Here is a 13,954-nt window from a genome sequence, read left to right as displayed (position 1 = left end):
GAGGATGGCCAGGTGACTGACCAAAGTATTCAATTTCAACTGGAAAACGGCGTAGCACGCATTACCTTGAATCGTCCCGACAAGCTCAACAGCTTCACGGCCGACATGCACGGTGAGCTGGCTCAGGCTCTGGACAAGGTGGAACAGTGCGCCGATTTGCGTGTGCTGATTCTGACCGGTAATGGACGCGGCTTTTGCGCCGGCCAGGACCTGTCCGAGCGTCAGATGAGTGCTGGCGATGCCCCCGTCGATCTGGGTGCAACCATTGAGAAATTCTACGCACCGCTGGTGCGTCGTCTGCGCGCATTGGCTGCGCCGGTGGTAGTGGGGGTCAACGGCGTGGCTGCGGGTGCTGGAGCGAACCTGGCTCTGGCGGGCGATATTGTGATTGCCGCCCGTTCGGCCAGCTTCATCCAGCCTTTTTGCCGTCTTGGCTTGTTGCCGGACACCGGCGGTACATTCTTCTTGCCGCGTCTGGTGGGCACCGCCCGCGCCATGGGTCTGTCTTTGCTGGGCGACAAGCTCTCGGCCGAACAGGCTGCGCAGTGGGGGCTGATCTGGGAATGCGTGGACGATGAGGCTTTCCAGGCTCGTCTGAACGAGCTGGCCGCTCATTTTGCCCAGGCGCCGACCAAAGGTCTGGCTTACGCCAAGAAAGCGATTTATGCCAGTGATGCCCATTCGCTTGATCAACAGTTGGATCTGGAACGCGACTTGATGCGTGAACTGGGTGCTTCCGAAGATTATCGTGAGGGTGTTAATGCATTCCTGGGCAAACGTGCCCCCCAATTTAAAGGAAAGTAATGCAAAGCAACGCAATGGCTGTTGAAGACCCCCAGGCACTGGCTCAGCAGGTCAGTGACCATATGTTTGGCAATGACCAGGCATCTCAGGCTTTGGGCCTGAGCCTGGATAGCGTCGCACCGGGCAGGGCGGACATGAGCATGACGGTACGTGCCGACATGCTCAACGGCCACAAGACCTGTCACGGTGGTTTCATTTTTGCGTTGGCCGACAGCACCTTTGCGTTTGCCTGCAATTCCCGCAATGCACCGACCGTTGCGTCGGGTTGCACCATCGATTACCTGGCGCCTGCCTTTGAAGGGGATGTCCTGACTGCTCGTGCGGTTGAGGCTTCCCTGGCAGGCCGCACCGGTGTGTATGACATCGAGGTGGTCAACCAGAACAACAAGCGCATTGCCTTGTTCCGTGGACGCTCGTACCGGCTCAATGGCACGGTATTGGGCGGAATTGAAAAAAAATAATCTTTGACGATACATACCCTGTGGACCCGGGGGGGTCGGAAGTACCACACCAGCGGCAGGGCAGGAGTACACCATGACAGCAATTAAAGAACAGGTTGGCCGCGATGCCATCGAGCATGCAAGTGTTGACGAGATCCGCAACTTGCAGCTGGAACGTCTGAAGTGGACGTTGCGGCATGCTTACGAGAATGTGCCGCACTATCGGCAGAAATTTGATGAAGCGGGCGTGCACCCCGACGATTTGAAGCAGTTGTCGGATATTTCCAAGTTTCCCTTCACGACCAAGCAGGATCTGCGTGACAACTACCCCTTCAAAATGTTTGCGGTTCCTCGCGAACAGGTAGCACGCGTGCACGCGTCCAGTGGCACAACGGGCAAGCCCACCGTGGTTGGCTACACGGCCAAGGACATCTCCACCTGGGCAGACCTGTTTGCCCGTTCCATGTGGGCAGCTGGCGCCCGTCCTGGCGACATTGCCCATGTGGCCTACGGCTATGGTCTGTTCACAGGCGGCCTGGGTGCCCACTACGGTGCTGAGCGTCTGGGATGCACGGTGGTTCCCATGTCCGGTGGTCAGACTGAAAAGCAGGTTCAACTGATTCAGGACTTCCGTCCCGACGTGATTCTGGTCACGCCTTCCTACTTCTGCAATATCGTGGAAGAGATCGAGCGTCAGGGCATGGACCCACGCGATACTTCCTTGCGCATCGGTATTTTTGGCGCTGAACCCTGGACAGGGCAGATGCGTCTGGATATTGAGCAGCGTGCCGGTATCGATGCTGTGGATATTTATGGTCTGTCCGAGGTAATGGGGCCTGGCGTGGCCATGGAATGTGTGGAAAGCAAGGACGGTCCAGTGGTCTGGGAAGACCATTTCTACCCGGAAATCATCAACCCTGAAACCGGCGAGCCCGTGGCCGAGGGTGAGAGCGGAGAACTGGTCTTTACCTCGCTGAGCAAGGAAGCCATGCCGGTCATTCGCTACCGTACTCGTGACCTGACCCAGTTGCTGCCACCTACCTCGCGCAGCATGCGCCGGATCGGCAAGATCACGGGCCGCAGCGACGATATGGTGATTGTGCGTGGTGTGAACCTGTTCCCGACGCAGGTCGAGGAGCTGGTTCTGAAGATGCCCGAGCTGGCTGCCCAGTACCAACTGGTCTTGAGTCGTAATGGCAATATGGACGAGCTGGAAATTCTGGTGGAGGTTCGCCCGGAGTTCAATCACTTAAATGATGCCGAGCGTGAGCAAATGGCCCGCCGCCTGAGCCACTCCATCAAGACCTTTATTGGTGTGAGTGCACGTATTCGCGTGCAGTCCTCGGGTATGGTCGAGCGTACGGTAACGGGTAAAGCCAAGCGCGTGATCGACAAGCGCGCGTTTTAGGCACGATTGCGTCCGGACTCCACAACGGCTCTGCTCTGGCAGGGCCGTTTTTGTATTCGGCGCTCTCACGGTATCATTGCAAGCTAGTAGGCGGCTCACGCCGTTTTCGTATTTTTTTTCTGATCACATCATGCCCCCAATACAGCCAGGTTTGATTGCCGGCATTGGCACCGACCTGATTCGTGTGGAACGGATCGAGCGCGCCCTGGCTCGTCACGGCGATCGTTTTGTAAAACGCATCCTGGGCGAGCAGGAGCAGCAGGTCTATGCCCGCCGTCAGGCGCGCGACCCGGTAAGGGGACTGCGCTATCTGGCAACCCGCTTTGCGGCTAAAGAAGCTTTTTCCAAAGCGGTCGGGTTGGGCATGCGCATGCCCATGGCGTGGTCGCGCATGCAAACCCTGAATGCGCCCGGTGGGCGTCCGATGGTGCGCTTGTCTGCGGACCTGCAAAGCTGGTTTGACGCCCGTTTCGGGGCGGTTCATATTTCCCTGACTGATGAATCCGATATGGCCATGGCCTTTGTGGTGCTGGAAGTCAAAGCGCCGGCCATTTCTTCCTTATCCTTAGCTGAGTCTGATACTAAATGAGTTCTTCCCCACAAGCAGTACTGCCACCGGGCCCGGTCATGGTCGATGTGCAGGGCACGGTTCTGACGGACCACGAGCGCGAGCGCCTGCGCCATCCGCTGGTCGGTGGCGTGATTCTGTTTAGCCGCAACTTTGAAAACCGTGCGCAACTGACCGCCCTGTGCCAGTCGATTCACGAGGCGCGTAACGAGCCCTTGCTGATTGCGGTGGATCACGAGGGGGGGCGGGTGCAGCGTTTCCGCGAGGATGGCTTTACCACGCTGCCCGCCATGAGCCAGTTGGGCCAGCTCTGGACGCGTGATGTCGTCAAGGCGGCGGCAGTTGCTGCCGATACGGGCTATGTGCTGGCTGCCGAGCTGCGCGCCTGTGGTGTGGATATGAGCTTTACGCCGGTGCTGGATCTGGACTGGGGAGTCAGCAAGGTTATTGGCGATCGGTCTTTTCATCGCAATCCGCGGGCAGTGTCCATGTTGGCCGCTGGCTTGATCCGTGGTTTGAACAAGGCCGGTATGGCTGCCTGCGGCAAGCACTTTCCCGGTCATGGCGGCGTAGAGGCGGATTCGCACCACGAGATTCCCGTGGACGACCGTACACTGGAAGAGATTCTGGACGAGGATGCTGCCCCTTACGGTTGGCTTGGCACCTTGCAGTTGCCCTCCGTAATGCCTGCACACGTGATCTATTCCAAAGTAGACCCGCTGCCAGCCGGCTTCTCGCCATACTGGATTCAGCGTGTGCTGCGCAAGGCCCTGGCCTATGACGGCGTCATTTTTTCCGACGACCTGACCATGGAAGGCGCCACCGTTGTGGGCGACATCCTGGCACGCGCTCAAGCGGCCTTGGGGGCGGGCTGCGACATGGTGCTGGTCTGCAATCGTCCTGATCTGGCCGACGACTTGCTCTCGCGCCTGGATTTCACGATTTCCGAGGAATCGCAAAACCGCATTCGTCGTCTCATGCCTAGCACGCCCGCTTTGGATTGGGACGCCTTGCAAGCGGATGAACACTATCAATATGCCCGCGGACTTCAATCTAAAATCCTATCTGTCTGATTTACCGAATTTGCCGGGCGTATACCGGCATCTCGATGAACAGGGCGAGGTACTGTATGTGGGCAAGGCGCGGGATCTCAAGCGTCGTGTCAGCTCGTACTTTCAAAAAACGCTGAGCAGTCCCCGCATTGCCCATATGGTGGCGCGTGTCGCGCGCATCGAGGTGACTGTTACCCGCAGCGAGGCCGAGGCCTTGCTGCTGGAAAACAACCTCATCAAGCGTCTGCGGCCACGCTACAACATTCTTTTCCGGGATGACAAGTCCTACCCCTACCTGATGATCAGCGCGCACCAGGCGCCTCGTATTGCCTATTACCGGGGCAGTACCAGCGGGAAGGGCCATTTCTTTGGCCCTTATCCCAACTCCTGGGCGGTGCGTGAAACCATTCAGATCCTGCAAAAGGTGTTTCGGTTGCGCACCTGTGAGGACAGCGTCTACGCCAATCGCAGTCGCCCCTGTCTGCTGCATCAGATCGGGCGCTGTTCGGCGCCGTGCGTCAATCTGATCTCGCCTGAGCAGTATCAGCGGGATGTGCAGCGCGCCATCAGCTTTCTGGATGGTCACACCACGCAAATCCTGAGTGAGTTGCAAGAGCGCATGATGCAGGCCTCGGACTCGCTGGATTTTGAGCAGGCCGCGATTTTGCGCGACCAGATGAAAGCCTTGTCAGCCGTGTTGCAGCAGCAAAGCATGGAGCAGGTGGGCAAGGAAGATGTCGACGTTATTGTGGTCCTCAATGCCGGGGGCAAGTTCTGTGTGAACCTGGCCATGGTGCGCGGGGGCCGTCATCTGGGAGATCGTGCCTTTTTCCCTACCCAGATCAACGATGACACCTCAAGCGAGGTGCTTGCGGCCTTTATCGCCCAGCACTACCTGGAACGTCGCATGCCACCCGTGCTGGTTTGCTCGCACGCCCTGCCTGATCCTGATCTGATGCCTTTGCTGGCGGAGCAAACCGGTGTGAAGGCGCGCATTGTGGTGCGCCCTCAAGGCGTGCGCAAGATCTGGCTGGAACAGGCAACGAAGAATGCCGGCCTGGCGCTTGCCCGGGTCTTGAGCGAATCGACGGCCCGTGCGGATCGTACCCGGGCTCTGGCTGAAGTATTGCAACTGGACCTGGATGAGGCCCAGCTCGATGCGTTGCACATCGAATGCTTTGACATCAGCCATACGGCTGGGGAGGCCACGCAGGCCTCGTGTGTGGTTTATAAGCACCACGAAATGCAGAACTCCCTTTATCGTCGCTACAACATTGCCGGCATCACCCCCGGTGATGATTACGCAGCCATGCGCCAAGTACTGAACCGACGGTTCTCGCGGGTTGCCGAAGGTCTGGCGCCTTTGCCCGACATTGTCCTGATCGACGGTGGCAAAGGGCAGGTAGAAATCGCTCGGCAGGTCTTTGTCGAATTGGGCCTGGATATTCATGTTCTGGTTGGTGTGGCCAAGGGAGAAAAGCGTAAAGTAGGTCTGGAGACCCTGGTGTTTGCCGATGATCGACCGCCTGTGGCCCTAGGCGTGGAGTCAGCTGCCTTGATGCTGGTTGCCCAGGTGCGTGACGAGGCCCACCGCTTTGCGATTACGGGCATGCGCGCTCAGCGTGCCAAAATGCGCAACGTGTCGCGTCTGGAGGATATTGATGGGATTGGCGCCAAGCGTCGCCAGCGTCTGCTGGCTCGCTTTGGGGGCTTTAGTGGCGTTGCCGATGCCAGTATCGATGAGCTTAGTGCGGTTGATGGAATATCCACGGAGCTGGCCGAACGTATTTATCATGCTTTACGATAGGCGAGAGCCTTTGTTGTTTTAAATTAGGTTGGTACCCAAGCTATGCCTTTAAATCTGCCCATTGCCCTGACGTGGCTTCGTATCGTCCTGATTCCCCTGATCGTTGCCCTGTTTTATTTGCCGGAACACTGGCTGAGCATCGAAACGCGCGATCTGTGGGCAGCGGCTGTCTTTGTCGTTGCCGCTGCGACCGACTGGTTCGACGGCTGGCTGGCGCGACGCTGGAACCAGACGTCCTCGTTTGGCGCCTTTCTGGACCCGGTTGCCGACAAACTGATGGTCAGCGCCGCCTTGCTGGTGTTACTGGATCTGGGGCGAGTGGACGCCTTTATCGCGCTGATTATTATCGGTCGTGAAATTACCATTTCTGCCTTGCGGGAGTGGATGGCCAAGATTGGCGCCAGCGGCAGTGTAGCGGTTCATCGCTTGGGTAAATTCAAAACCGCCGCGCAAATGGTTGCCATTCCCTGCCTGTTGTACTGGTCGCCTGTTATGGGGCTGCCTACACGGATCATCGGGCAAGCTCTTATTATCGTTGCAGCGGTCCTGACGGTCTGGTCCATGTGCTACTACCTGCAAAAAGCCTGGCCTGAGATCAAGAAAAAGCAGCTGTGAGACAAATGACTAACTCATCGACAAGGACGCTGGCCGGGGCGGGACCGGACGGGTCGCAGGACTGGCAGGTCATTGGCGTGATCGGTATCGCGCACGCCAGTTCGCACTTTTTTCAACTTATCTTGCCCACGCTGTACATTTCCCTGGGGCAAGAGTTCGGTTATGACTTTCTGAAGTTGGGAGGTTTGGTCACCGCTTTTTATCTGGTGTCCTGCTTTGGGCAGGCCTCTTCGGGTTTTCTGGTTGACCGGATCGGGGCCTTGCCGGTGCTGAAAGTAGGCCTGTCCTGCTTTGTAGCGGCCGCCTTGTTGATCGGAACGGCCAATGGCTATGGCATGCTGTTGGCGGCTGCCCTGATTGGCGGGGTGGGCAATGCGGTCTTTCACCCGGTGGATTACTCCATTCTCAATCACCGTGTCAGCCCGGCGCGTTTGGGCCATGCCTTCAGTGCTCACGGTTTGACAGGTAACCTGGGCTGGGCCTTGACGCCGGTCTTTATCACCACGCTGACCATTTACTTCAACTGGCGTGTTGCCGTGCTGTCGGCGGCCGCTCTGATCGCGGCTGTTTTGGTGCTTGTTCTGGTAAACCGGGATGCACTGGCTGGACGCACCGCCTCCGGGTCGATGCCGGCGCGTCCACCAAGCAAGGAGTCGGTCTGGACCACGCTGTCTACGTTGTTGTCCCGTTCCTCTTTATGGGGCGCGTTCCTGTTCTTTGCCTTTGCCACGGCGGCCATGGCAGTCGTGCAGAATTACACCATCCCCATGCTGCACACCACCTACGGTATCGATAAGGTCGTGGCGGGTACGGCCTTGTCCGGTTTTATGCTGGCGTCTGCCGCAGGCATGTTTGTGGGCGGTTTTATTGCTTCTACCACGCCACGCTCTGAGCTGATTGTATTTGTGTCCCTGTGCGTGTCGGGTGGGCTGCTTTTGGTGCTGGGCGCAGGCTGGGTGATGCCATCGATGGCTCTGTTTTTTGTGGGGGCAGCCGGGTTTTGCTCGGGTATTGCTTCGCCTTCGCGCGATATGCTGATACGGCGCGTTACGCCCAAGGGGGCGACTGGGGCTGTATACGGCCTGGTGTATTCGGGCATGGACGTGGGCTCGTCCTTGGCGCCGGTGGGTTTTGGATTGATGCTGGATGTGGGTCTGACGCAGGCCCCTTGGTATGGGGCGGCCATCGGATACTGGACTGCGGCGGGCCTGGCCGTCTATGTGGCGTCCACCGTCACCCGATCGACTAAAGCGAAAGCCTGACGGTATCCTTTGCCGCTTGGCTCGAGACCGCTTGATAACAAACCCCAAAAGCGTATCGCATTTTGGGGTTTCTTTTTTGTCAGAAAGCAGGGGGCGCCCCCTGGAAGGTGCACAGGTCAGCGGGAGGTGCGCCTGCCAGTTGCAACCTTACTGACGTGCCAGCCGTGGCTCTTGCACGCTATCTGCATGGCTGCTGCGCCAGGGATTGATGTCGAGCCCCCCACGCCGCGTGTAACGGGCATACACCAGCAAACGTTCGGGTTGGCAGCTTTGCCAGATATCGCTGTAAAGACGCTCCACACAATGCTCATGAAATTCCGTGTGGCGGCGTAGCGAAACGATATAGCGTAAAAGAGAGGCGGGGTCGATTTGAGGGCCCGTATAACGCACTTGGACGCTGCCCCAGTCCGGCTGGCCCGTAACGGGACAGTTGGATTTGAGTAAATCCGAAACCAGCGACTCGGTCACGAGCGGGGCGTCAGGCAAGCAGGCCAATAAACCGCTTTGTGGCGTGTAGTCCTGGATGCTGATATCGAGCTCATCAATGCTCCGACCTTCCAGTTGGGCGATGGTCTGACCGCTCAGAGCGCTCAAGGGCCATAGTGTCACCTGGACAGGGGCGCCGGCTATGGCGCTCAGATCCTGCTCCATGCGTCCAGCGAGACTGTCGCTGTCCTGCACGACTTCATCATTAAATGAGTTCAGATAGAGCTTGAAGGATTTGGACTCGATAATGCGCGGGCTGTTCCAGGGGATGACAAAGCGGGCCAGGGCGACCACGGGTTTGCCCTTGGGGTTGAGCCAGGAGACCTCGTAACCGTTCCAGATATCAGCGCCATACCATTGTTCAGGTAGCTCAAGGGCCTGACGATTAAGCGAGCGCTCGATACCAAACAGGACGTTGGGATCGTAACGTGTGGGATAAACCACATCGTGTCCGAGCGGCGAATCTTTAAGTGGGGAGGTGTTGCTCATGGGCAGGTGCTGCAGAAATAAAACAGGAAACCGGTGCAGCGAACACGCATTCACCGGAAGGCATACAGGCGATTATCCCACATTGTGAAATCCTTGTCTCAGTATGCAAAAAACGACTGTCGCGGTGCACAGTTTTTTATTTCATAAGCAGATAATGCATTTCATATCTCGAAATTAATTATTTATGCATATGATTTAAAACAAAAAAATAATTACTCTTATATAAGACAGAAAACATGGTTGCGGTGCAACATTTGGGTAGACTGTAGTCATCCTGTTCAATCTAGTTCACTGTTAAATCCATCTTAGGAGTTCACCATGAATGCACGAGAAACTGAGATCCGTAATTTGCAAAAACGCTGGGCTGAAGACCCGCGCTGGCAAGGTATCAAGCGTGGTTACACCGCTGAGGAAGTGATTCGTTTGCGTGGCTCTCTGGTTGAGGAGCACACTTTGGCACGGCGTGGCGCAGAGCGTCTGTGGCAGTCCATTAATCAGGAACCCTTTGTGAACGCATTGGGTGCACTGACGGGTAACCAGGCCATGCAACAGGTCAAGGCCGGCTTGAAAGCGATTTACTTGTCGGGCTGGCAGGTGGCGGGCGACGCCAACAGCGCTGGTGAAATGTACCCCGACCAATCGCTGTACCCCGTGAATTCGGTGCCCTCGGTGGTGCGTCGCATCAATAACTCTCTGGCCCGTTGCGATCAGATTCAGTGGATGGAGGGTGTGAACCCGGGCGATGAGGGTTACATCGATTACTTCGCTCCTATTGTGGCCGACGCTGAAGCGGGTTTTGGCGGCGTGCTCAATGCCTTTGAGCTGATGAAGGCCATGATTGTGGCGGGTGCGGCAGGTGTTCACTTTGAGGACCAACTGGCATCAGCCAAGAAATGCGGCCACTTGGGTGGCAAGGTATTGGTGCCTACGCGTGAAGCGGTGTCCAAGCTGGTCGCGGCCCGTCTGGCGGCAGACGTCCTGGACGTTCCCACCATTCTGGTTGCTCGTACCGATGCGGACGCAGCAGACCTGATCACCAGCGATGTGGATGAATACGATCGCCCCTTCATTCTGGAAGAACGCACAGTGGAAGGCTTCTACCGTACTCGTGCCGGTCTGGATCAAGCTATTGCCCGTGGTCTGGCTTACGCTCCTTACGCAGACCTGGTCTGGTGCGAAACTTCTACGCCGGATCTGGAATACGCTCGTCGCTTTGCGGAAGCTATCCACCGTCAGTTCCCTGGCAAGCTGCTGTCCTACAACTGCTCGCCATCGTTCAACTGGAAAAAGAACCTGGACGATGCCACGATCGCCAAATTCCAGCGCGAGCTGGGTGCCATGGGTTACAAGTTCCAGTTCATTACGCTGGCTGGTTTCCACGCACTGAACTACGGCATGTTCGAACTGGCCCACGGCTACGCCCGCAACCAGATGAGCGCTTTCGTTCAACTGCAGGAAAAAGAGTTCGCGGCTGCACCATTGGGCTTTACCGCTGTGAAGCACCAGCGTGAAGTGGGGACGGGTTACTTTGATGCTGTCACTCAGACAGTGGAAGCCGGTAAGTCCTCGACTACGGCTCTGGCCGGCTCTACCGAAGCCGAACAGTTTGCCGCTTCCGAGGCATAAGCAGGACGGGAAAGGGTAGATAGCCCCTTTTCCGATAGCAGGCAGCCCACCGCACGCTCCAGTCGGTGGGCTGCTTTTTTTGCCCATGTCATTTTGCTTAAAAGCTACATATTTCAAATATAAAATTTGTGGGCGGTGCGCTTAAGAAAGTGGAGGATTGGATGGCTCATTGTCTGTCAGGGACTGTGCGGGGAAGCCGGTCTGAAAAGGCTTGCAGAGCGATTGGCCGTTTAAGATTGAAGACTCAATAGTCAGTGAATTGATTGGTATTCTCAAGGTACGCTACTTTTGTCATGAAAGTCTTGATAATCAAGGCGTTTTCCTAGTGCAAGACATGGTAGACTTTGGCCGCGCAAGCGATTTATGAAGGGACCTGGAAAGTGAGCTTTGCGTCCAGGCGCGCATAAAAAAAAGGCTGCCAATGAGCAGCCTTGAAAGCATTGAACAGTTAGCGCCGCGTTGGGGGGGTAACGGCCTGAACAAGATGCATAGGGACAACGATAAAGGATCGAAGCAAAGTCGTATTGATTTAAATCAAGAATGAAGAAATATCAGTGGCTTATAGTCCATCCATGCGCGCATATTCGATTTTTTCTCTCCCCAAGCCGCTCACTGACGAGCAGCGATCACATCGGCGTCATACATTGGCCCGTCTAGGCCTGTCGTGGCTGGCAGCCATGCAGGTGATGATGTTTGCGTTTCCGGGCTACATGCGTTCCTTCAGCACCCGAGCTGAGGATATTGAATCCCTGTCGCAGGTCATTGTGCTCATGAACTGGGCCGGGCTGTGTCTGACCATGCCGGTGGTGCTGTACTGTTCCTGGCCGATTCTAAAAGGCGCGTTCAAAAGCCTGTCTGAGGGTCGCGTCGGTATGGATGTGCCCGTGGCGCTGGGGATTGTGGGCGCGTTCCTGCCCAGTGTGTACAACACCTGGATGCAGCAAGGCGAGGTGTATTACGACTCGGTCACGATGTTCGTGGCCTTTTTGTTGACGGCCCGCTATCTGGAGCTTTGCGCACGCCAGTCGGTGACCCAGTCCGCGTCCCACGATCTGATAGAACGTTTTCGCCAGACAGTGACAGGGCATGCGAATACCTTGGCATTCTGGTTTGTCAGTATTCAACTGGTGTTGGCTGCTGCATTCGGTCTGGTCTGGTACTGGATAGACCCCTCGCACGTTGTGCCTGTGGTGGTCGCCATGTTGGTCATGAGCTGTCCCTGTGCCATGTCCATGTCCGTGCCGTCGGCCGTCGCCTCGGCACATGCCAGTTTGCTGGCCCGACCCGCTCAGAATGAATTTGAAGTTGTGCAGTTGACCCAGCAAACCGGTCGCATCGCCCGTCAAAATCTCTATGGTTCCATTGCCTGGCATTTACTGATGACACCGCTGGCTGCCATGGGCATTGTGGCTCCCTGGCTGGCGGCTGTCAGCATGCTGGTATCGTCGTTGGCCGTAGCGGCCAACTCCTGGCGTATCTACCGCAGCCGCACCCGCATGGTGCCTGCCCAGTGGACAGGCCCGGCGGCAAGGCAGGGCTGATATGTTTGGCTCTTTGCTGGTCCTGATCCCCATCTCCATCTTTCTGGTCGTTGTCATTGGTATTTCATTCTGGTGGGCTATTTTTGCCGGTCAGTTTGAGGATACCGGCAATGCGGCGGACTCCATCTTGCTCGATGATGACTCCACAGCGAGTCCTGCAGGGACAGAGCGCCCACCAGATACCTGACCTCCCGTTTTTAGTCCTGCAAATGGTCGGCGACACACAGTCTGCGGGGCGGAAACACGTGTGAGTGCGTGCTTTCCGAAGTTTTTTGATAAGCATCAAGTAGCGGATTACCGACTTGCTGGATCATGTATCTTGTTGTCGCTTGTATTAACAATGTTTGTTTAGGGGAAGCAAATGGGCACTTCCGATGCAGTCGGAAATAACGCCGAAGTCTTCAATTACGGGATTGTCAGGCAATTCGCCATCATGACCGTATTTTGGGGCGTCATCGGCATGGCAATAGGTCTTTTTATTGCCTTGCAGTTGATTTGGCCAGAACTCAATTTCGACACACCGTGGCTTAGTTTTGGGCGTCTGCGCCCATTGCATACGAACGCTGTGATTTTCGCCTTTGGTGGGACGGGCTTGTTTGCCACTTCCTACTATGTGGTACAGCGTACCTGTCAGGCCCGTTTGTTTTGCGACAAGCTGGCTGCCTTTACCTTCTGGGGTTGGCAAGCCGTGCTGGTGGCAGCGGTCATCACCCTGCCTATGGGGTACACCAGCTCCAAAGAGTACGCCGAACTGGAGTGGCCCATCGACATCCTGATCACGCTGGTCTGGGTGGCGTATGCCATTGTGTTCTTTGGCACGATCGTCAAGCGCCGGGTGCGTCACATTTATGTGGCCAACTGGTTTTTCGGTTCTTACATCGTCACGATCGCTGTTCTGCACATTTTCAACAACCTGGAGTTGCCCGTCAGCTTCATGAAGTCCTACTCGGCTTACGCCGGTGTGCAGGATGCCATGGTTCAGTGGTGGTACGGCCATAATGCCGTGGGCTTTTTCCTGACCACGTCCTTTCTGGGCATGATGTACTACTTCATCCCCAAACAGGCTAACCGTCCCATTTATTCTTACCGTCTGTCTATCGTTCACTTCTGGGCGCTGGGCTTTACCTACATGTGGGCCGGTCCTCACCACCTGCTGTATACCTCCCTGCCAGATTGGACACAGTCCCTGGGCATGGCGTTTTCCCTGATTTTGCTGGCTCCCTCCTGGGGCGGCATGATCAACGGCATCATGACCTTGTCGGGCGCCTGGCACAAGCTGCGTACCGACGCGATTCTGAAATTCATGGTGGTGGCTTTGTCCTTCTACGGCATGTCCACGTTTGAAGGTTCCATGATGGCAATCCGTACGGTGAACGCGCTGTCGCATTACACCGACTGGACCGTGGGCCACGTGCACTCCGGCGCGCTGGGCTGGGTAGCCATGATTACCTTCGGCTCCCTGTACTACCTGATTCCGCGCCTGTACGGTCGCACTGAAATGGCTCGTCCTCGTTTGATCGACCTGCACTTCTGGCTGGCGACTCTGGGCGTGGTGCTGTATATCGCCGCCATGTGGATTGCTGGCGTGATGCAGGGCCTGATGTGGCGTGCAACCGGTGTGGACGGCACCTTGACCTACAGCTTTGTGGAAGTGGTGAAGGCAACCTACCCCTTCTACGCGATCCGGGCCTTGGGCGGCGCCTTCTTTGTGGCTGGTATCTTGCTGATGTCCTGGAACGTGTTCCTGACCGTTCGTGCAGGTCAGAAAAATATCAATCCCGTTGTGCCTCTGAAAAATCCGGATGCCCGTGACCCAGCGCTGGTGGGCCCAACCACCTTGCTGGCCTAAGGAGTAA

Annotated in this window: 13 protein-coding genes; 12 read left to right on the top strand and 1 reads right to left on the bottom strand. The window is 56.7% G+C overall.

Annotation, left to right across the window (positions count from 1 at the left end):
• The first annotated feature begins 12 nt into the window (after positions 1–12).
• The 8 genes from paaG to VF694_RS02285 all read left to right on the top strand — a co-directional run bounded on the left by paaG (position 13) and on the right by VF694_RS02285 (position 7,956).
• Complete coding sequence (gene paaG / locus VF694_RS02320) at positions 13–804, top strand: 2-(1,2-epoxy-1,2-dihydrophenyl)acetyl-CoA isomerase PaaG (RefSeq protein WP_003799200.1); 792 nt, start codon at positions 13–15, stop codon at positions 802–804.
• Entirely contained in the window at positions 804–1,265 is a 462-nt protein-coding gene (paaI, locus tag VF694_RS02315; RefSeq protein ID WP_003799201.1) for a hydroxyphenylacetyl-CoA thioesterase PaaI, read from the top strand. The genes paaG and paaI overlap by 1 nt, the downstream gene beginning before the upstream one ends.
• A gap of 73 nt (positions 1,266–1,338) precedes the next feature.
• Entirely contained in the window at positions 1,339–2,652 is a 1,314-nt protein-coding gene (gene paaK, locus VF694_RS02310) for a phenylacetate--CoA ligase PaaK (protein ID WP_003799203.1), read from the top strand.
• Positions 2,653–2,782: 130 nt separating this feature from the next.
• Positions 2,783–3,241, top strand: coding sequence for a holo-ACP synthase (gene acpS, locus VF694_RS02305; protein WP_240208571.1), 459 nt, complete (start codon positions 2,783–2,785; stop codon positions 3,239–3,241).
• Positions 3,238–4,293: a beta-N-acetylhexosaminidase gene (gene nagZ / locus VF694_RS02300; protein ID WP_440163637.1), complete on the top strand. Its 1,056-nt coding sequence runs from the start codon at positions 3,238–3,240 to the stop codon at positions 4,291–4,293. Before acpS ends, nagZ begins: the two co-directional genes overlap by 4 nt.
• The gene (uvrC, locus tag VF694_RS02295; RefSeq protein ID WP_440163816.1) at positions 4,256–6,079 is read left to right on the top strand and encodes an excinuclease ABC subunit UvrC; all 1,824 of its coding nucleotides are present in this window, start codon (positions 4,256–4,258) and stop codon (positions 6,077–6,079) included. Before nagZ ends, uvrC begins: the two co-directional genes overlap by 38 nt.
• Before the next feature lie 42 nt (positions 6,080–6,121).
• Positions 6,122–6,694: a CDP-diacylglycerol--glycerol-3-phosphate 3-phosphatidyltransferase gene (pgsA, locus tag VF694_RS02290; protein WP_003799212.1), complete on the top strand. Its 573-nt coding sequence runs from the start codon at positions 6,122–6,124 to the stop codon at positions 6,692–6,694.
• Between the two features lie 5 nt (positions 6,695–6,699).
• Positions 6,700–7,956, top strand: coding sequence for an MFS transporter (locus VF694_RS02285; RefSeq protein WP_131070680.1), 1,257 nt, complete (start codon positions 6,700–6,702; stop codon positions 7,954–7,956).
• Between the two features lie 147 nt (positions 7,957–8,103).
• On the opposite strand, the gene queF is transcribed toward VF694_RS02285, so the two are convergent.
• Positions 8,104–8,931, bottom strand: coding sequence for an NADPH-dependent 7-cyano-7-deazaguanine reductase QueF (gene queF / locus VF694_RS02280; protein WP_003799215.1), 828 nt, complete (start codon positions 8,929–8,931; stop codon positions 8,104–8,106).
• A gap of 318 nt (positions 8,932–9,249) precedes the next feature.
• Between queF and aceA the strand changes: the two genes are divergently transcribed.
• The 4 genes from aceA (at position 9,250) to ccoN (ending at position 13,947) form a co-directional block, all read left to right on the top strand.
• Positions 9,250–10,557 carry an isocitrate lyase gene (aceA, locus tag VF694_RS02275; protein WP_003799217.1) on the top strand — a complete coding sequence of 436 codons (1,308 nt, stop codon included), beginning with the start codon at positions 9,250–9,252 and terminating at the stop codon, positions 10,555–10,557.
• 572 nt (positions 10,558–11,129) lie between these two features.
• Complete coding sequence (locus tag VF694_RS02270; RefSeq protein WP_051010383.1) at positions 11,130–12,098, top strand: hypothetical protein; 969 nt, start codon at positions 11,130–11,132, stop codon at positions 12,096–12,098.
• A 1-nt stretch (position 12,099) separates the two neighbouring features.
• Positions 12,100–12,285, top strand: coding sequence for a cbb3-type cytochrome oxidase assembly protein CcoS (gene ccoS, locus VF694_RS02265; protein ID WP_003799221.1), 186 nt, complete (start codon positions 12,100–12,102; stop codon positions 12,283–12,285).
• A 174-nt stretch (positions 12,286–12,459) separates the two neighbouring features.
• The gene (gene ccoN, locus VF694_RS02260) at positions 12,460–13,947 is read left to right on the top strand and encodes a cytochrome-c oxidase, cbb3-type subunit I (RefSeq protein ID WP_003799224.1); all 1,488 of its coding nucleotides are present in this window, start codon (positions 12,460–12,462) and stop codon (positions 13,945–13,947) included.
• Positions 13,948–13,954 lie beyond the last annotated feature (7 nt).

This window comes from Alcaligenes sp. Lyrl_28, assembly GCF_051948705.1.
GTDB classification, from domain to species: Bacteria; Pseudomonadota; Gammaproteobacteria; order Burkholderiales; family Burkholderiaceae_B; genus Alcaligenes; species Alcaligenes ammonioxydans.
The sequence above is the reverse complement of the archived record's forward strand: the minus strand, read 5'-3'. Positions and strand labels throughout refer to the sequence as shown.